Annotated in this window: 16 protein-coding genes; 5 read left to right on the top strand and 11 right to left on the bottom strand. The window is 75.6% G+C overall.

Annotation, left to right across the window (positions count from 1 at the left end; all coding sequences use genetic code 11):
- Nucleotides 1-7: 7 nt before the first annotated feature.
- The 3 genes from HL663_RS09660 to HL663_RS09650 form a co-directional block, all read right to left on the bottom strand.
- Nucleotides 8-1,930: an acetolactate synthase large subunit gene (locus tag HL663_RS09660; RefSeq protein ID WP_173028189.1), complete on the bottom strand. Its 1,923-nt coding sequence runs from the start codon at nt 1,928-1,930 to the stop codon at nt 8-10.
- A gap of 186 nt (nt 1,931-2,116) precedes the next feature.
- Nucleotides 2,117-3,238, bottom strand: coding sequence for a branched-chain amino acid aminotransferase (locus HL663_RS09655; RefSeq protein WP_173028188.1), 1,122 nt, complete (start codon nt 3,236-3,238; stop codon nt 2,117-2,119).
- Nucleotides 3,235-3,960 (bottom strand): RraA family protein, encoded by a 726-nt coding sequence (locus HL663_RS09650; protein WP_173028187.1) that lies wholly within the window; start codon nt 3,958-3,960, stop codon nt 3,235-3,237. Before HL663_RS09650 ends, HL663_RS09655 begins: the two co-directional genes overlap by 4 nt.
- A gap of 130 nt (nt 3,961-4,090) precedes the next feature.
- Between HL663_RS09650 and HL663_RS09645 the strand changes: the two genes are divergently transcribed.
- The gene (locus HL663_RS09645; RefSeq protein ID WP_173028186.1) at nt 4,091-5,026 is read left to right on the top strand and encodes an FUSC family protein; all 936 of its coding nucleotides are present in this window, start codon (nt 4,091-4,093) and stop codon (nt 5,024-5,026) included.
- A 9-nt stretch (nt 5,027-5,035) separates the two neighbouring features.
- On the opposite strand, the gene HL663_RS09640 is transcribed toward HL663_RS09645, so the two are convergent.
- The 3 genes from HL663_RS09640 to ilvD are packed head-to-tail and all read right to left on the bottom strand — an operon-like array spanning nt 5,036 to nt 9,081.
- A complete protein-coding gene (locus HL663_RS09640) occupies nt 5,036-6,607 on the bottom strand; it encodes a hypothetical protein (protein WP_173028185.1) in 1,572 nt (523 codons plus the stop codon).
- Between the two features lie 7 nt (nt 6,608-6,614).
- Complete coding sequence (locus HL663_RS09635; RefSeq protein WP_173028184.1) at nt 6,615-7,388, bottom strand: ABC transporter ATP-binding protein; 774 nt, start codon at nt 7,386-7,388, stop codon at nt 6,615-6,617.
- Nucleotides 7,381-9,081 carry a dihydroxy-acid dehydratase gene (gene ilvD / locus HL663_RS09630; protein ID WP_286176032.1) on the bottom strand — a complete coding sequence of 567 codons (1,701 nt, stop codon included), beginning with the start codon at nt 9,079-9,081 and terminating at the stop codon, nt 7,381-7,383. The genes HL663_RS09635 and ilvD overlap by 8 nt, the downstream gene beginning before the upstream one ends.
- Before the next feature lie 173 nt (nt 9,082-9,254).
- Here ilvD and HL663_RS09625 point away from each other — a divergent pair, with 173 nt between their 5' ends.
- Complete coding sequence (locus tag HL663_RS09625) at nt 9,255-9,845, top strand: fasciclin domain-containing protein (protein ID WP_173028182.1); 591 nt, start codon at nt 9,255-9,257, stop codon at nt 9,843-9,845.
- 69 nt (nt 9,846-9,914) lie between these two features.
- Here HL663_RS09625 and HL663_RS09620 read toward each other — a convergent pair whose 3' ends face one another.
- The 4 genes from HL663_RS09620 to HL663_RS09605 form a co-directional block, all read right to left on the bottom strand.
- Nucleotides 9,915-10,697, bottom strand: a complete 783-nt coding sequence (locus HL663_RS09620; protein ID WP_173028181.1) for an anti-sigma factor domain-containing protein — start codon at nt 10,695-10,697, stop codon at nt 9,915-9,917.
- A complete protein-coding gene (locus HL663_RS09615; RefSeq protein WP_286176031.1) occupies nt 10,684-11,262 on the bottom strand; it encodes an RNA polymerase sigma factor in 579 nt (192 codons plus the stop codon). The genes HL663_RS09620 and HL663_RS09615 overlap by 14 nt, the downstream gene beginning before the upstream one ends.
- A gap of 109 nt (nt 11,263-11,371) precedes the next feature.
- Nucleotides 11,372-12,022, bottom strand: coding sequence for a fasciclin domain-containing protein (locus HL663_RS09610; RefSeq protein ID WP_173028180.1), 651 nt, complete (start codon nt 12,020-12,022; stop codon nt 11,372-11,374).
- Between the two features lie 120 nt (nt 12,023-12,142).
- Nucleotides 12,143-14,221 carry an MMPL family transporter gene (locus tag HL663_RS09605; RefSeq protein WP_173028179.1) on the bottom strand — a complete coding sequence of 693 codons (2,079 nt, stop codon included), beginning with the start codon at nt 14,219-14,221 and terminating at the stop codon, nt 12,143-12,145.
- A 75-nt stretch (nt 14,222-14,296) separates the two neighbouring features.
- Here HL663_RS09605 and HL663_RS09600 point away from each other — a divergent pair, with 75 nt between their 5' ends.
- Genes HL663_RS09600 through HL663_RS09590 form a run of 3 tightly spaced genes read left to right on the top strand, consistent with a single transcriptional unit; the run spans nt 14,297 to nt 17,943 of the window.
- The gene (locus HL663_RS09600) at nt 14,297-14,785 is read left to right on the top strand and encodes a MarR family winged helix-turn-helix transcriptional regulator (RefSeq protein WP_286176030.1); all 489 of its coding nucleotides are present in this window, start codon (nt 14,297-14,299) and stop codon (nt 14,783-14,785) included.
- A 55-nt stretch (nt 14,786-14,840) separates the two neighbouring features.
- Nucleotides 14,841-16,940, top strand: a complete 2,100-nt coding sequence (locus HL663_RS09595; protein WP_173028178.1) for an acyltransferase family protein — start codon at nt 14,841-14,843, stop codon at nt 16,938-16,940.
- A 10-nt stretch (nt 16,941-16,950) separates the two neighbouring features.
- On the top strand, nt 16,951-17,943 hold the full coding sequence (locus tag HL663_RS09590; protein ID WP_173028177.1) for an SDR family NAD(P)-dependent oxidoreductase: 993 nt from the start codon (nt 16,951-16,953) through the stop codon (nt 17,941-17,943).
- 15 nt (nt 17,944-17,958) lie between these two features.
- Here the strand turns inward: HL663_RS09590 and HL663_RS09585 are convergent, their stop codons facing one another.
- Nucleotides 17,959-18,483 carry a SixA phosphatase family protein gene (locus HL663_RS09585; protein ID WP_173028176.1) on the bottom strand — a complete coding sequence of 175 codons (525 nt, stop codon included), beginning with the start codon at nt 18,481-18,483 and terminating at the stop codon, nt 17,959-17,961.
- Nucleotides 18,484-18,544: the final 61 nt, after the last annotated feature.

Raw genomic sequence — 18,544 nt, 5'->3', positions numbered from 1 at the left:
TTCTCCCTCAGCGGCCGTCGTGGTCGGCGTCGGTGGGCTGCTCGATGGCCTCGGACTCCTCGCGGTCCCACTGCGGGGCCGTGTCGCGGGCGACCTGGATGGCGTCGTTGCTCACGCCGGCGGGGACCATCGGCCAGACCATCGCGTCGCGCTCGACGACGAAGTCGACGACGACCGGGCGGTCGGTGACGGCGAGCGCCTGGCGGATCGTCTCGTCGACGTCCTCCGGTCGCTCGCACCGCAGCCCGACGCAGCCGTAGGCGTCGGCGAGCTTGACGAAGTCGGGGACGCGCGAGCCGACCGAGGTGTGCAGGTCGGTGTTGGAGTAGCGCTCGTTGTAGAAGAGGGTCTGCCACTGGCGGACCATCCCGAGGCTGCTGTTGTTGATGATCGCGACCTTGATCGGGATGTTGTTGATGACGCAGGTGGCGAGCTCCTGGTTGGTCATCTGGAAGCAGCCGTCGCCGTCGATGGCCCAGACCGTGCGGTCGGGCTCGCCGACCTGGGCGCCCATCGCCGCCGGGACCGAGTAGCCCATCGTGCCGAGGCCGCCGGAGTTGAGCCACGCGTTGGGGCGCTCGTACTGGACGAACTGCGCGGCCCACATCTGGTGCTGGCCGACGCCGGCGACGTAGACCGACTCGGGGCCGCTGAGGGCGCTCAGCCGCTCGATGACGTACTGCGGTGCGAGAGCGCCGTTCTCGGGCGGCGTGTAGCCGACCGGGAAGGTCTCCTTCCAGCCGGCGACCCGCGCCCGCCACGCGGTGTAGTCGCCGCCGCGGCCGGCCTCCATGTCCGCCTCGACGGCCTCCGCGAGGTCGGCGATGACGGCGCGCGCGTCACCGACGATCGGCACCTCGGCGACGCGGTTCTTGCCGATCTCGGCGGGGTCGATGTCGGCGTGGATCACCTTGGCGTCGGGCGCGAACGTCGAGAGCTGGCCGGTGACGCGGTCGTCGAAGCGGGCGCCGAGGGCGATGATGAGGTCGCTCTTCTGGAGGCCCGTCACGGCGGCGACCGAGCCGTGCATCCCGGGCATGCCCAGGTGCAGCGGGTGGCTGTCGGGCAGCGCGCCGCGCGCCATGAGCGTCGTGACGACGGGGATCTGGGCGAGCTCGACGAAGCGGCGCAGCTCCTCGCTCGCCCGGGCGCGGATGACGCCGCCGCCGACGTAGAGCACGGGGCGCTCGGCCTCGGAGATCAGGCGCGCGGCCTCGCGGATCTGCTTGCCGTGCGGCCGGGTCACCGGGTGGTAGCCGGGCAGGGCCATCTTCGGGGGCCACGCGAAGGTCGTGCGCGCCTGGAGGATGTCCTTCGGGATGTCGACGAGGACGGGGCCGGGCCGCCCGGTGCTCGCGAGGTGGAACGCCTCGGCGATGACGCGGGGGATGTCGGCGCCGTCGGTCACGAGGTAGCTGTGCTTGGTCACGGGCATCGTGATGCCGCGGATGTCGGCCTCCTGGAAGGCGTCCGTGCCGATCGCGGAGGAGACGACCTGGCCGGTGATGGCCACGACCGGGACCGAGTCCATGTACGCGTCGGCGAGCGGCGTCACGAGGTTGGTCGCGCCGGGGCCGGAGGTCGCCATGCAGACGCCGACCTTGCCGGTGGCGGCGGCGTAGCCCTCGGCCGCATGGCCGGCGCCCTGCTCGTGGCGGACGAGGATGTGGCGGACCTTGGCCGAGTCGAGCAGCGGGTCGTAGGCGGGCAGGATCGTCCCGCCGGGGATGCCGAAGACGGTGTCGACCTCCATCGCCTCGAGCGAGAGCACGAGGCTCTGGGCGCCGGTGACCTCCACCGGGGCCTTGGCGCGCGCCTGCTGGGCCACCTGGGCCGGGCTGGGCGCCGGGTGCAGGGGTGCCGGGGTCGCCGGTCGGGTGTCGCTCACGATGGGGTCACCGCTTCCTTCTCGCCGAAAGGGGCGTGTCATGGGTCCGAGCACAAAAAAACCCTCCAGTCCCGTGGCGGGACGACGGAGGGAGCGCGCCTGGTCGCTGGTGCGTCAGGCGCGCTGGGGAAGTACGAGGATCCGGGCCACGGGACAACTGTCTCCCCCACCCCCCGGTGTGTCAACCCGCGAGACGGCCGGTCCCAGCATCCGGGACCGTGGCGTCGGTCACGCCACCGGCCCGACGGGGTGGCGCCAGCCGTGCGGGTCGGGGGCCGAGCCACCCTGGACCGCGAGGAGCCGCTCGCGCAGCGCCGCCGTCACCGGCCCCGTGCCGCCGTCGCCGACCACCCACTCGGCCCCGTCCCGGCGCACCCGCCCCACGGGCGTCAGCACGGCGGCCGTCCCGCAGGCCAGGACCTCGGTCAGCGCGCCGGAGCGCGCGTCGGCCTCCCAGTCCTGCACCGACAGCCGCCCCTCCTCGACCTCCATGCCGAGGTCGCGGGCGAGCGTGAGGAGCGAGTCGCGGGTGATCCCGGGCAGCAGGGTGCCGGTGAGCGCCGGCGTCACGAGCCGCGGGGTCTCGCCGCCGTAGACGAAGACGAGGTTCATCCCGCCGAGCTCCTCGACCCACCGGCGCTCGACGGCGTCGAGGAAGACCACCTGGTCGCACCCCTGCTCGGCCGCCTCGGCCTGCGCGGCGAGGCCGGCGGCGTAGTTCGCCGCGCACTTGGCCGCCCCCGTGCCCCCGGGCGCGGCCCGCACGAAGTGGTCGGCGACCCACACCGTGACGGGCCTTGGCCCGCGCGGGAAGTAGTCGGCGGCGACGAAGGCGGTGAGGACGAAGAGGCACTCCTCGGAGGGGCGCACGACGAGCTCGGGCTCGCTCGCGAAGAGCAGCGGGCGCACGTAGAGGGTGTGCCCGGGCGTCGACGGCACCCAGGCGTGGTCGATCCCGACGAGGAGGTCGACCGCGGCCGTGAACACCTCGACGGGCAGCTCCGGCAGGCACAGCCGCCGGGCCGAGGCCCGGAAGCGCTCGGCGTTCGCCTCGGGACGGAAGGCGGCCACCGTGCCGTCGGGGCCGCGGTAGACCTTGAACCCCTCGAAGACCGACTGCCCGTAGTGCAGCGCGGAGGTCGCCGGGTCCAGGGAGAGCGGGCCGTAGGGCGTGAGGCGGGCGTCCTCCCAGCCGCCCGCGCGCGTCCAGCGGATGGTGAGCATGTGCTCGGTGAAGACCCGGCCGAAGCCCGGGTCCCGCATCCGCTCCGCCCGGGCCGCGTCCTCGAGCGGGGCCGCCGTCCGCTCGACGGTGACGGGGAGACCGCCGAGGGTCGTCGGCGCGCTCATGCCCGCTCCTCGACCTCGGGGCCACCGGTGGCCCCCGCGGCGGCCGCCTTCTCGGCGATGAGGGCGTCGATGCCGAGGACCTCGTCGACCCCCGCGCCGGCCGCGAAGGCCGCCTGCCACTGCTCCTCGCGCCGGGCCACCCGCTCGGCCCGCTCGACCGCCTCGGCCAGGCCCTCGCGGCGCACGACGACGACCCCGCTGCGGTCGGCCCGCACGACGTCTCCGGGGTGCACCGCGACTCCCCCGAGCTGCACCGGCACGTTGAGCGCGCCGGGGCCGGTCGTCGAGCCGGTCGCCGGGTGGGCCCCGCGGGCGTGCACCGGGAACCCGAGGGCCTCGATCCCCTCGAGGTCGCGCACCGCGCCGTCGACGACCGCGCCGACGCCCCCGCGGGCCTGCAGCCGCCCGCTGATGACGTCGCCGAGGACCGCCGCGTCGAGCCGGCCACCGCCGTCGACGACGAGGACGTCACCGGGCTGGACGAGGTCGGGCGACTTGAGCACGTGGAGGATGTCGCCGGGGGCGGCCCACAGCGTGACGGCCGGCCCGCAGACCTCGGTGGCCGACACCATCGGCCCGATGCCCGGCCCCACGACCGCGACCGGTCCCCCGCCGTCGGCGATCTGCGTCGTCGGGAGCTGCGCGAGCCGCGCCACGAGGGCGGGGTCGGGGCGCTCGACGTCCGTCGCGATCGTCCAGGCCTGCGGGTGCCAGCGGCTCACGGGGTCCTCCTCGGCGCGGCCGCGCCGGGGTGGCGACGGCGGCACCGCCATCCTCACGTCCGGCGCCGGTGGGGGCCAGCGGTGCTCGCAGGGTGGGCATCCTCTCCTCGGGCCGCGCTAGCCTCGCGCCGTGACCGTCCCGTGGCCGCCCCGGCGCGTCCTCGTCCTCGCGACCGCGCTCGTCGTCGTCGTCGCCGTCGTGGCCGCGCTCGTCGGGACGGTCGTCGGGCGCGGCCCGGCGCTCGGCATCCTCCTCGGCGCGCTGGGGGTCGGGACCGCTGCCGGCACCGACGTCGGCGTCCGCACCCGGGCCGTGGTGGCGGCGCTCTGCGCGGCCTCCTTCGGGCTCGGCTCGCTCGCCGCCGACCACCCGGTCGCCGCCGGTGCGGCCGTGGCCGCGGCCTCGCTGGCCCAGGTGCCGCTCACCCGCCGGGCGGCGCGCCTCGCGACCTTCCTGCCGGTCCTCGCGGCGCTCGGCGCCGGCCTGCCCCTCGGCCGGACCGGCGGCACCGTCACCCTGTGGGTCGGCCTCGGCGCGCTGCTCGTCGCTGCGGCGGCGACCGCGGCCCGGGTGGGCGCCGCACCGCAGCCGGTGCCCGCCGCCGAGGCGGGCCGGCACGCGCTGGCGACCGCCGTCGTCGCCGGGGCCGGCACCACCGTGACGAGCGCGCTCGGCCTCGGGCACGGCTACTGGCTCGTCGTCGCGGTCGCGATGGTGCTCGCGGTGTCGCGGGACGAGACCGCCGCGCAGGCGACGGCCCGCATCGTCGGCACCGTCGTGGGCGTCGTCCTCGCGGTCCTCGCGGTGGCCCTCGTCCCCACCGTCGTCGTCCTCGCCGCCGCCGGTGCGCTCGGGGTCCTGGCCCTCGCGTGGACGGCGGTGCGCGAGACCCGCTGGATGGCCGGGACGTCGAGCGCGGCCATCGTGCTCGTCGGCTCCAGCGACCTCGCCGGCTCGACCTCGGGGGTGGCCGTGGAGCGCCTGCTGCTCACGGTGGCGGGCGCCGGGCTCGCCGCGCTCGTCGCGGCCCTGTTGTGGCGGGTGGAGTCCGGCCGGCGCGGCTGACCCGTCCGGTCAGACCTGGGCCTGGCCGAGGCGGCCGAGCATCTCGGGGGCGGTGCGGTCGAGGTGGCGCCCCCCGAGCACGACGCCGGCGACGAGCAGCCCGGCGCCGTAGAGGCCGGCGCCGACGACGACGAGCCACCCGACGAGCGCGTTCCCCCGCGCCAGCACCGCCGCGAGGACGACGGGCAGGACGAGGACGACGGGGCCGACGAACGACACGAGCGCGGTGAGGCAGCCCTGGGCCGCACCCCCGGACGACGCGGCGAACGGGTTGCCGCCGGTGCGCGGCGCGGTGCCCGGCAGGACCGCGCCCACCCCGCTCGCCAGCCCGAGGCTGGCCAGGAGCGCGGCGAGCACCACGGCCAGCCACGCGGGCACGGCCTCGATGGCGCCGATGCCGACGGAGACGACGAAGGTGAGGGCCAGCACCGGCCCGAAGACCACGGCCGAGGCCAGCACCCGGCCGAGCCGGTCCTCCCACCCGCGCACGCCCGTGCTCACGTGCACCCACCAGGCCGGCCCGTCGAAGGCGAGGTCGTTCATCAGCGTGAGGCCGGCGAAGACGGCGAGGGTGACGACGCCGACACCGGCGAGCGCGCCCGTCCCGGTGACGGCCGCCTGGGCCACGAAGAACACCGGCAGGACGGCCGTGCGCAGGGCGATGCTCACGAGCCGGTTGTCGCGGTACCAGGCCCGGATCCGGCGGGCGGCGACCGCCGACGTCGGCGAGCTCCCGAGCAGCCGCGGCAGCAGCCGGCCGGGGCCGATGCGGTGGCCTCCGCTGCTCGTCATCGGGGAGACCAGCACCCGCTCCAGCTGCCGGACCCACACCCGCCACAGCACGACGAGGAGCGCGAGCGCGAGCCCGAGGTGGGCGAGGGCCGCGGGCCACCGCCCGGTCGCGACGTCGAAGGGCAGGCCCCACGCCCAGCCGACCGGCGTCCACGACGCGACGACCGCCGCGCCCCGCGCGTCGAGGTCGCGCAGGTCCGGGCCCGACCCGCCCGCCGTGACGAGCACGTTGAGGACGAGCGGGAGGAGGGTGACGAGCGCGACGACCCCGGCCCCGAGGAGGCGCCCGGTCCGGCTCGTCATGACCCCGGCGAGCGTGCTCGTCACCGCGCGCGAGAGCAGGACCGCGGTGAGCGTCCCGAGCACCGCCGCGAGCAGGGCGGCCGGGAGGGCCGCGGGGTGCGCCGACCAGGCGATCACCTGCGCGAGCGCGAGGAGCGAGAGCAGGACCGCCGGGATGCCGGTGAAGGTCGCCGCCAGCACCCCCCGGGCGAGCTCGGGCGCCCGCACCGGCAGGACCGTGAAGCGCGCCGGGTCGAGGACGTTGTCGACACCGGTCGCGACGAGGCTGAGGACGAGCCAGGACAGCGTGGCCCCGGCGAAGAGCGGGACGGTGACCGCCGTGAGGGCGAGCGGGCGCGCGGCGAGCAGGGCGATCGACGGCCCGAGGACGCCGACCACGCCGAGCGCCACGAGGGCGCCGATGATCGACGAGACGAGGTGGATCGAGCTGCGGGACATGGCCGTCCACCACATCCGCAGCCGGAGCCGGACGACGAGGAGCGTCATCGGCCGGTCATCCGCCGAGCCAGGTCAGGCCGTCCTCCGAGACGTCACCGGCCCCGACGAGCTCGAGGAAGCGCTGGTGCAGCGAACCGGTGGTGGTGAGCGCGGCGACGGTGTCCTCGGCGAGCACCCGGCCGCCCGCGACGACCGCCACCCGGTCGCAGAGGCCCTCGACGAGCTCCATGACGTGGCTCGACATGACGACCGTGCCGCCGGTCGCGACGTAGCGCCGCAGGATGGTCCGGATGGCCTGCCCCGAGACGGGGTCGACGGCCTCGAACGGCTCGTCGAGCACGAGCAGCCGCGGCGCGTGGATGAGCGCCGCCGCGAGGCTGATCTTCTTGACCATGCCGGCGCTGTAGTCGGCGACGACCGTGTCGGCGTCGTCGGCGAGGTCGAGGACGGTGAGCAGCTCCTGGGCGCGGGGCCGGCTCACCTCCTGCGGCATCCGGCGCAGGTCGGCGACGTAGTGCAGGAGCTCACGGCCGCCGAGCTGCTCGAACAGCCGCAGCCCGTCGGGCGCGACCCCCATGACCGCCTTGGCGGCCGGCGGGTCGGCCCAGACGTCGTGGCCGAGGACCCGGGCGGTGCCGGCGGTCGGCCGCAGGAGACCGGTCGCCATCGACAGCGTCGTCGTCTTGCCGGCGCCGTTGGGCCCGACGAGCCCGTAGAGGCAGCCGCGGGGCACCGCGAGCGAGAGCCCGTGGACCACCCGTCGCCCCCGGAACTCCTTGACGAGGCCGACGAGCTCGAGCGCCGGCCCCTCCCCCGGGGCGTCAGTCACACACCGCCCCCGTGCTGGCGCTCTGCACCAGCCGGCGGTACTTGGCGAGCACCCCGCGGGTGTACTTCGGCTCCGGGTGGGTCACGCCCTCGGCGCGACGACGCTCCATCTCGGCGTCGTCGACGAGGAGGTCGAGCGTCGCGTGGGCGACGTCGAGGCGGATGCGGTCGCCGTCGCGCACGAACGCGACCGGGCCCTCGTCGACGGCCTCGGGCGCGACGTGGCCGACGCACAGGCCGGTCGTGCCGCCGCTGAAGCGGCCGTCGGTGAGCAGGAGCACGTCCTTGCCGAGCCCGGCGCCCTTGATCGCCCCGGTGACGGCGAGCATCTCGCGCATCCCCGGGCCGCCCTTGGGCCCCTCGTAGCGGATGACGACGACGTCGCCGGCGGTGAGCGCGCCCTGCTCGACGGCGTCCATCGCGGCGCGCTCGCCGTCGAAGACGCGGGCGGTGCCCTCGAAGACGTCGGAGTCGAAGCCGGCCGACTTGACGACCGCGCCCTCGGGGGCGAGCGAGCCCTTGAGGATGGTGAGGCCGCCGGTGCGGTGGATCGGCTCGCTCATCGCGCGCACGACGTGCCCGTCGGGGTCCGGCGGGCGGATGTCGGCGAGGTTCTCGGCGACGGTGCGTCCGGTGACGGTGAGGCAGTCGCCGTGCAGCAGACCGGCGTCCAGCAGCGCGCGCATGACGACGGGGACGCCGCCGACGCGGTCGATGTCGGTCATGACGAAGCGGCCGAAGGGCTTGACGTCGGCGAGGTGCGGCACCCGGGCGCCGATGCGCTGGAAGTCGTCGATCGTCAGGTCGACCTCGGCCTCGTGCGCGATGGCCAGCAGGTGCAGGACCGCGTTGGTCGAGCCGCCGAAGGCCATGACGACGGCGATGGCGTTCTCGAACGCCTCCTTGGTCATGATGTCGCGCGCGGTGATGCCGCGGCGCAGCAGCTCGACGACCGCCTCGCCGGACTTGCGGGCGAAGCCGTCGCGGCGGCGGTCGGTGGCCGGCGGGGCGGCCGAGCCGGGCAGCGACATCCCCATCGCCTCGGCGACGGAGGCCATCGTGTTGGCGGTGTACATGCCGCCGCAGGCACCCTCACCGGGGCAGATGGCGCGCTCGATGGCGTCGACGTCCTCGCGGCTCATCTTGCCCGCGAGGCACGCGCCGACCGCCTCGAAGGCGTCGATGATCGTCACGGTCTTCTCGGTGCCGTCGGACAGCTTGGCGATGCCGGGGAGGATCGAGCCCGCGTAGAGGAAGACCGAGGCGAGGTCGAGGCGCGCGGCGGCCATGAGCATCCCGGGCAGGGACTTGTCGCAGCCGGCGAGCAGGACCGAGCCGTCGAGGCGCTCGGCGCTCATGACGGTCTCGACCGAGTCGGCGATGATCTCGCGGCTGACGAGCGAGAAGTGCATCCCCTCGTGGCCCATCGAGATGCCGTCGGAGACCGAGATGGTGCCGAACTCGAGCGGGTAGCCCTGACCCGCGTGCACGCCGTCCTTGACCGCCTTGGCCAGCCGGTCGAGCGAGAGGTTGCACGGGGTGATCTCGTTCCACGAGCTCGCGACGCCGATCTGGGGCTTCGCGAAGTCGTCGTCGCCCATGCCGACGGCGCGCAGCATCCCTCGCGCGGCGGTCTTCTCGAGACCGTCCGTGACGTCGCGGCTGCGGGGCTTGATGTCGGGCGTCGTCGTCATGCCGGTCATCCTAGGTTCGCCGGCGGGGCCGCGCCCGGATGTCCCGCCGATCGACCCGGGGCGGTGCCCGTCGTGGGTTCGTCTAAAGTTTGTCGAAGGAAGTGCATCCACGGGCGGGGTCCCGGCGGAAGAGGGGGTGTCAGGTCACACACCCCTTCCGGAAGGACCCCGTCATGCGACGCACCCTCGCCGCCACCGCCGCCCTCTCCCTCGCGCTCGTCGTCAGCGCCTGTGGGTCGGACTCCGACACCGACGCGGGGGCGAGCGCCCCGGCCACCTCCTCGGCCGCGCCCACCTCCGCCTCGCCCAGCGCCTCGGAGTCGGCCGCCGCCTCCGCCGACATCGTCGACACCGCCGTCGCCGCGGGCGGCTTCACCACCCTCGCCACCGCGCTCGAGGCCGCCGGCCTCGTCGAGACCCTCAAGGGCGAGGGGCCGTACACGGTCTTCGCGCCGACCGACGAGGCGTTCACCGCGCTGCCCGCCGGCACCCTCGACGACCTGCTCGCCGACCCGAAGGGCGCCCTGACCGACGTCCTCACCTACCACGTCGTGCCGGGCAAGGTCATGGCCGCGGACGTCGCGACGATGGACGGCCAGGAGGTCGAGACCGTCAACGGCGAGAAGCTGACCGTCGGCGTCGACGGCGACACGGTCACGCTCACCGACACCTCCGGCGGCGAGGTCACCGTGACGCAGACCGACATCGAGGCCACGAACGGCGTCATCCACGTCATCGACGGCGTGCTCGTGCCCCAGGGCTGAGCCACCGGCACGGACGGGCCCCGGGTGCACCTGCACCCGGGGCCCGTCCGTGCGTACGGCGTCTGCTCGTCACAGGGCGAGCGTGCCGCGGGCGATGCTGTCGCCGGAGTGCTCGGGCTTGTCGTCGTAGCCCTCGCGGGAGATGTCGACGATGACGTAGCCCTGGTCGATGAGCGACTGGTCGATGGCGAAGCGCTGGTTGCCGTCGCCCGGCCGCAGGACGCCGACGGACACCATCCGCCGCAGGTCCTTGTTGATGAGCCAGACCTCGAGGTAGCCCGGGCCCGGGTCGAGCGCCGGCGTGTCGACGTCGAGGTCGAGGTGGCCGTCGACGCGGACGGCGCTCGCCGCCCCGAGGACCTGCTGGGTGTCGAGGGTGTCGAGCTTGGTCTGGCCCAGGACGACCGTCGAGGGCGTCGGCTGCGGCGCGGGGCTCTCGAGGGCGCGGACGCCGACCCCGCCGACGACGATGCCGGCGGCCGCGGCGGCGACGAGCCAGGCCCCGCCGAAGCGGCGGCGCCGCGTCGGGCCCGTGGGCGCCGGGGACCGGTCGACCGCGGCGGCGGAGGCGGGGGCGTCGTCCGGGACCTCGCCGTCGACGACGGTCAGCAGGGGCCGGCCGTCCTCGTCGCGGTCGATCTCGGCGGAGACCTTGTCCCAGAGGCCGACGGGGGCGTCGACGAGGTGGACCGGGTCGCGCAGCAGCTCGGACACGGCACGCAGGGCCGCGAGCTCGTGGGCGCAGCGGGGGCAGGAGTCGAGGTGGACCGAGACCTCGGCGGGCACGGGGTGACCGGTCGCGAGCAGCACGAGGTCGTCGTCCGGGTGGACGGCGTGGTCAGGCGTGGTCATCGGTCACCTCCTCCAGGTGGCGTCGCAGGGTCGTGAGTCCTCGGCGGATGTGGCTCTTGACGGTGCCGAGCGGGAGGCCGAGCCGTTGCGCGACCTCCTCATGGGTGAGTTCGTCGACGAGGGCCAGACGGATGGCACTGGCGCGAGGTTCACCGAGCCGGTCGAGCGCGTCGGCGAGCAGGAGGCGGGCGGCCAGGCGGTCCTCGGGCGGCGCCGCGTGCGCCTCCGGCAGGACCTCCCGCGCCGCGGCCTCCGCGTCGCGGGCCTGCCGGGCCCGCTGCGCGTGCACGTCGGCGACCTTGTGGCGGGTGATGCCGACGAGCCACCCCGGGACCGACCCGCGGGCCGGGTCGAGCGTGTGGCGGCCGCGCCACGCCGCGACGAACACCTGCTGGGTCACGTCCTCGGCGTCGTGGTGGTTGCCGAGCGAGCGGACGGCGAGGGTGTGCACGAGACCCGACCAGCGGGCCCAGGCCTCCTCGAGCGCCTCGCGCGACCCGGCCACGAGCCGGGCGGCGACGTCGTCGACCTGCGCCTCGGCCCCGGTCTCCGCGTCCACGCTCACCCCACCCACCCTAGGGCGTGCGACCCGGAGCGGAACCGACGGCGGCGCCGCGCCGGTCGTGGTGTCCTGTCCCACCACCACCGGCGCGACGCCCGTCGCGAGGGACACCTCAGAGGTCGAGGGGCCGCAGGACGAAGACGATCCCGTGGGCGATCTGCTTGTTGCCCTTGTTCACGTCGAAGGCACGGGGGTTGATGAACGGGTTGACGTCGTTGCGGTCCTGGTCCTTGAGCTCGATGAGCGGGATCCACTTGTTGCGGACGGCGACGGTGATCTTGCCGCCCTGCGCGGTGGTCAGCATCGCGCCGTTGGCCTTGACGGCGTCGCGCTTGGTGATCGTCGCGCCCGGCACCACGTGGTAGAGCAGGACCTGCTCGATGGCGTCGACGCCGACGGCCGCGACGAGCGCGTCGAAGGTCTTCTTCTCGGTCGAGGGCCAGCGCTTGGTCAGGTCGTAGGCGAGGACCTGGAAGGAGCGGTCGTCGGGGATGAAGGCGGTGACCGGGGTCGTGCCGTCGGTCAGCACCTTGACCGGGCTGTTCGGCTTCGCGGCGAGGACGGCGAGGACTGCCTCGGTGACGATGTCGTAGTCGTACCAGTTGCGGTCGAAGGTGTTGCCGTCGCTCGTGAGCACCGCCGCGAGGCTGCGGGTGCCCGTGGGCGTGGACGAGCCGGACGACGCGTTCGCGGGGGCGGCGGCGAAGGTGGTGGCACCGAGCGTGACGGCCACGGCGGCGGTGACGAGGCGACGGGTTCGCATGGAGGACCTCCTGGTCGAGGGTGGGCCGCCCCGGTGGCGACCCACCCCTGATTCCGCCGCTCCCCCGGGGACGGATGCACCGGGCGGCAGGATTTTTCTCCCGCCCGCCCGGTGCGTCCCTCAGGCGCTCGGGGCGCCGGCGGCGAGGGACTCCTCGTCGCGCGTCGCACCCTTCGCGTCGTCGTGCACCTGCAGCCGGCGCGGCCACCAGAACCGCTCGCCGAGGAGCACCGCGGCGGCCGGGACGAGGAGCGTGCGGACGACCAGCGTGTCGAGCAGGACGCCGACGCAGATGATGACGCCGAGCTGCGCGAGGACGACGAGCGGCAGCACGCCGAGCACCGCGAACACCGCCGCGAGCAGGATGCCCGCGCTCGTGATGACGCCACCGGTGGCGGCGAGGGCGCGGAGCATCCCCTCGCGCGGGCCGTGCCGCCGCGCCTCCTCGGAGGCGCGGGTCACGAGGAAGATGTTGTAGTCGACGCCGAGCGCGACGAGGAAGACGAAGGCCAGCAGCGGCACCCCCTCGTCCAGCCGCTCGAACCCGAGCACCTGCGTGAAGAGCACCCAGCTGATGCCGAGGCTCGCGAGGTAGGTGCCGACGACCGTCGCGACGAGCACGACGGGGGCGACGACGCTGCGCAGCAGCCCGCCGAGCGCGAGCAGCACGAGCCCGAGGATGAGCGGCAGGATGAGCGCGCGGTCGCGGGAGGAGGCGTCGGCCGTGTCGACGGCCTCGGCCTCGGTCCCGCCGACGTAGGTGTCCGGCTGGTCGGCGAGCGCCTCGCGCAGGGCGCGGACGTTGTCGCGGACCTCGTCGGAGCCGGGGTCGCCGGTGAGGACGGCGTCGACCTCGGCGATGCCGCCACCGCTGGCCGCGACCCGCGCGGACTCGACCCCGGGCACCTGCCCGACCCGCTGCGCGAGCGCCTCGCCGTCGCCGCGCGTCATGACGACGACGGGGTCGACGGAGCCGGCCGGGAAGGACTCGCCGTAGCGCTGCGAGGCGGTGATGGACTCGGGGGTGTCGAGGAACTGGTCGGCGCTCGAGAGGCCGGCCCTGACCTGGCTGATGCCGCCGGCGGCGACGGCGAGGCCGACGACGACGACCGCGACGACCGCGACCGGACGGCGGGCGACGGCGTCACCGACGCGGCGCCACGCCGAGTGCCCGTCGGCGAGACCGGTCTGGCCGACCTTGGGGACCTTCGGCCAGAAGATCCAGCGCCCGAAGACGACGAGCGCGGCGGGCAGGACGACGAGGACGAAGAACGCGGCGACGACGACACCGACCGCACAGGCGAGCCCGAGGCCACGCGTGGCGGGGAAGGCCGAGAGCAGGAGGGTGAGGAGGCCGAGGACGACCGTCGAGGCGCTCGAGAGCACGGCCTCGGTGGTGCGGCGCAGGGCGTGCGCCATCGCGGCACGACGGTCCTCGGTCGTGCGCAGCTCGTCGCGGTAGCGCGAGATGAGCAGCAGGGCGTAGTCGGTGCCGGCACCGAAGACGAGCACCGAGAGGATGCCGACGGTCGACTCGTCCCACGCGACGTCGAACAGCGCGAGGGTGTGCGTGGCGGCGACGGCCGCGAGCTGGTCGGCGACGCCGACGACGGTCAGCGGCACGAGCCAGAGGACCGGGCTGCGGTAGGTGAGGACGAGCAGCAGCGCGACGACGCTCGCGGTGGCGAGCAGCAGCCGGGTGTTGGCGCCGTCGAAGACGCCGGCGAGGTCGGCCTGGATGGCGGCGGGGCCGGTGACCTGGGCGGTCAGGCCGTCGGGCAGGTCGGCCTTCGCGGCCTCCCGGATCTGCGCGACGGTGTCGGCCGTCCGGGTGGCGTCACCCTCCTGCACCGGCACGACGACGACGGCGGCGGTGCCGTCCTCGCTGCGCTGGGCCGGGATGCCGGCGGCGCCGGGCAGGTCGCGGGCCTTGGCCTCGATCGCCTGCGTGTCGGCGTCGGTGAGCTTCCCGTCCCGGGCGAAGAGGACGACCGCGGCCGACCCCTGCTCCTCGGGCAGCTGCTGGCGCAGCGCGGCCGCCTCGCGGCTGTCGGAGTCGAGCGGCAGGGCGGTCAGCGTGCCGTCGGGCTTCTCGGCCTGGCCGACGGCGCCGACGACCGCGCCGGCGGCGAGGAGCGCGACGAGTGCCAGCAGGCCGGCGACCCACCGGCGGGTGACGAGGTCGGCGATGCGTCCCACGGGTCTTCCTCCAGTGCTCGGTGTCAGGGATTGCTACGATCGGAGCAACAGGTGATTCACCTAATTGCTAAGTTGGTGAGTGATATTACGGACCACGACCCCCAGGACGCAACTCGCGCCGTCACCGACCTCGTGCCGGCCTGGACCGGCTCGAGCACGCTCGACACGCTCCAGGAGCTGACCGACGTCGCGGCCCAGGTGCCCCACGAGGTCGCCCGCCGCGCGGGCTTCTCGACCTCCGAGCTGCACTCCCTGCGCCACCTCGCGATGGGCTCGATGGGCCCGGTCGACCTCGCCCGCGCCCTCGGCGTCACCTCCGCCGCCTCCTCGCAGGTCATCGACCGCCTCGTGGCCCGCGGGCACGCCGAGCGCCGCCGCCACCCCGACGACGGCCGCCGCACCGAGGTCGTCATCACCGAGTCCGGGCGCCGCGAGGCCGTCCGCCACCTCGCCCCGATGTTCGAGGGCCTCGCGCGCACCGACGCCGCGCTCAGCCCCGCCGAGCGCGAGGTCGTCGAGCGCTACCTGCGCGGCGCCATCGCCGCGATGCGCTCGCTCACCTGAGCCGGTCGGCGCGCGGCGCCGCTCCCCCGGCGCCACCCGTCGCTACGGTGGGCCGGTGCGGACGTCGGGGACCGTGGCCGAGGCCACCCGGAGGGACGCCGACGCGACCGCACGCCCGGGCCTGCGCCGCGACGTCGAGGGCCTGCGCACCGTCGCCGTCGGCCTCGTCCTCGCCTACCACCTCCTCGGCGGGCCCTCCGGGGGCTTCGTCGGGGTCGACGTCTTCTTCGTCGTCAGCGGCTTCGTCATCACCACGGGCCTGGTCCGCGAGGTCGAGGCCACCGGCCGCCTGTCGCTGCGCCGGTTCTACGCGCGCCGGGCCCGCCGCCTGCTGCCCGCCGCCGGCATCGTCCTCGGGCTGACGACGCTCGCCGCCTGGTTCCTCGCCCCGCGCACCGAGCGGATGGTCGTCGGCTCCGACGTGGCGGGGGCGGCGGGCTACGTCGTCAACTGGGTGTTCTCGGCCCGCTCGGTCGACTACCTCGCCGAGGACCTCGGCCCCTCCCCCGTCCTGCACTTCTGGTCGCTCTCGGTCGAGGAGCAGTTCTACCTCGTCTGGCCCCTGCTGCTCGTCGCGCTGCTGTGGGTCGGCACCCGCCGCGGGGTCCGGCCGGGCCGGCGGCACCTCGCGCTGGGCCTCGGCGGGCTCGTCGTCCTCCCGAGCCTCGCCCTGTCGCTCTGGTACACCGCCCGCGCCCCCGAGGAGGCCTTCTTCGTCACGCCGACCCGCCTGTGGGAGATGGGGGTCGGCGCCCTCGTCGCGCTCGGCGCGGGCCGCTGGTCGCGCCTGCGCCCGGCGGTGGCGGCCGTCGTGGGCTGGGCCGGTCTCGCGGTGCTCGGCGCCACCGCGGTCCTCGTCGGTGCAGGGACGGCCTGGCCCGGCTCCGCGGCCCTGGCGCCCGTGCTCGCCACGGCGGCCGTCGTCGTCGCGGGCTTCGCGGCCGGCCGGCGCGGCCCCGAGCGCCTCCTCGGCCTCGGGCCCGCCGTCCGCGTCGGGGCCCTCTCGTACTCGCTCTACCTCTGGCACTGGCCCCTGCTCGTGGTCTCCGGCTGGGTGGGGCTCGGCGACGGCCTCGGGGTGCGCGTCGGCGTCCTGGCCGCCACGGTGCTGCTCGCCCTCGCGTCCTTCCACCTCGTCGAGGACCCGGTCCGTCGCGGGGTGCTGGCCGGGCGCACGGGCGTGGCCCTCGCGACCGGCGCAACCATCACCGTGGTCGGGGTGGTCCTCGGTCTCGCCCTCGCGGCGGACGCCCACGCCGAGGCCTCGCGCCGGGGCGAGCGCACCGCCGCGCCGTTCCCCCCGGCCGTCCTCACCGTCCCGGCGGAGCTGACCGGCGCCGCGCCGCCCGCGCTCTACGACGCCCTCACGCCGTCCCCGGCCGGGGCGCCGCTCGACCTCGGCCCGCTCGAGGACCGCGGCTGCGACACCGTCCTCGCCTCGGCCGAGGTCTCCGAGTGCGTCGTCGGCGACCCCGACGGCGGGGTGGAGGTCGCGGTCGTCGGCGACTCCAAGGTGCTCCAGTGGGCCGCCGTCGTCGCCACCGTCGGCGAGCGCCGCGGGTGGCGGGTGCGGGTCCTCACGAAGAGCGCCTGTCCCCTGCTGGACCCGCGGGCCGAGGTGCCCCTCACCCACCGCACCTGCCGGCCGTGGCGGGCTGCCGTGCTCGACCGCCTGCGCCGCTCCACCCCGGACGTCGTCGTCACGACGACCCTCCTCGACCGCGTCGTCGTCGACGGGCGCCGCAGCCGGGCGGCCTACCGAGAGGCGCTCGCCGGGACCTGGCGCGACCTCGTCGCCCGCGGCGCGGTCGTCGTCGCGCTCTCGGACACCCCGCACCCCCCGGACGGGATGGACCCCGCCTACGAGTGCGTCGCCGACCACGAGGACGACCCGTCGGCCTGCACCTGGCCGCTGCGCCGCACCCCCTCCTCGAGCGCCCTGGAGCGCACCGCGCGCGAGATCGACGGTGCGGTGTTCGCCGACCTCGACCCGTGGGTGTGCCCCGGCGACCTCTGCCGGGCCACCTACCGCGGGGTCCTCACCTGGCGCCAGGGGTCGCACGTCACCGCCACCTACGCCGAGACGCTCACCGGCCCGGTCGAGGCGACGCTCGTCGACGCCCTGGCGCGCGCCCGGGCCGAGCTGCCCCGGTAGCGTCCGGGGCATGCGCGAGAACGCCCCCGGCCTCCCCCGGGCCGCCGCCCGGCTGCTCGACACCGCCCTCGACCGCACCGTCGCCCCCGGCTTCACGGCCCTCGGGCTCGCGGTGCGCCGGCGGCTGCCCGGCTGGCCCGCGGACCCCGCCGTGGGCGGCCTCGCCGGCCGGCACGTCGCCGTCACCGGCGCCACCTCCGGCCTCGGCCGGCGCACGGCCCTCGACCTCGCGGCCCTCGGGGCCACGGTCCACCTCGTCGTCCGCGACACCGAGCGGGGCGAGCGCGTGGCCGCGCAGGTCGCCGCGGCGGTCGGGCGGCCGGACGCCGCCCGCGTCTGGCGGTGCGACGTCTCCGACCTCGACTCCGTGCGCACCTTCGCGGGCCGCTTCGCCGCCGCCGACCTGCCGCTGCGCGGCCTCGTGCACAACGCCGGGGCCCTCCCGGCGGAGCGGACCGAGTCGCCGCAGGGCCACGAGCTGACCCTCGCCCTCCACGTCCTCGGCCCGGTCCTCATGACCGAGCTGCTCCTGCCGGTGCTCGAGCAGGACGCCGGCCGCGTCGTCCTCGTCACCTCCGGCGGGATGTACACGCAGCCGCTGCCCGTCGACGACCCCGAGTACACGACGGGGACCTACAGCGGCTCGGTGGCCTACGCCCGCAGCAAGCGCGGCCAGGTCGAGCTGCTGCCGGTGCTCACCGAGCGCTGGGCCCCGCGGGGTGTCACGGTCCACGCGACGCACCCGGGCTGGGCGCGCACGCCGGGGCTCGACGCCTCCCTGCCGACCTTCTCGAAGGCGCTGCGCCCCGTCCTGCGCTCGGACGCCGCGGGCAGCGACACGACCGTCTGGACGGTCGCGACCGAGCCGGCGCCGGAGCCGGGCCGGCTCTGGCACGACCGCCGCCCGCGCCCGACGAGCGTCCTGCCGTCGACGCGCACGACCCGCTCCGACCGCGTCCGCTACTGGACCGGCGTCGCCGGGGCGCTCGACCTGCGCCCCTGAGCGGGCGCGCGGCGCTCAGCCGCGGGCGACGTGGAAGCGCTCGAGCACGGCGTCGCCGAAGGCGAGGTCGGACCAGCGCCCGGCGTAGTGCAGCACCGCCAGCGCGCAGGTCGGGAAGCCCTCGGCCATCGCCCGGTGCCCCTCGGCGCTGCCCTCGCCGTCGGCGAGCAGCTCGGCCAGGGCCGGGATGCCGGGGGCGTGCCCGACGACCATGACGACGTCGGCGTCGTCGTCGGCCTCGTGGACGACGTCGAGCAGGGCCTCGGGCGACGCGTCGTAGATGCGCCGGTCGTGGTGCACGTCGGCCTCGGGGCAGCCCGCCTCCCAGACCAGCTCGCACGTCTGCCGGGTGCGCTCGGAGGTCGAGCACAGCACCTCGTCGATGCCGATGGCGTGCTCGTGCAGCCACCGGCCGGCGGCGCTCGCGTCGCGGCGGCCGCGGCCGGTCAGCTCCCGCTCGTGGTCGCCACCCGGGTTGCTCTCCTCCGTCTTGGCGTGCCGGAGCAGGACGAGGACGCGGTCTCGGGCGGCGCTGGTCATGCCCCGATCATGCACCCGACGGCCGCGCTGGTCATCCCCACCGGCCGCCGTGTGGGGTGGG

The organism is Arthrobacter sp. NEB 688 (assembly GCF_013201035.1).
Lineage (GTDB): Bacteria > Actinomycetota > Actinomycetes > Actinomycetales > Dermatophilaceae > Phycicoccus.
Note: the sequence above shows the minus strand (reverse complement) of the source record. Positions and strands in the feature narration are given on the sequence as shown.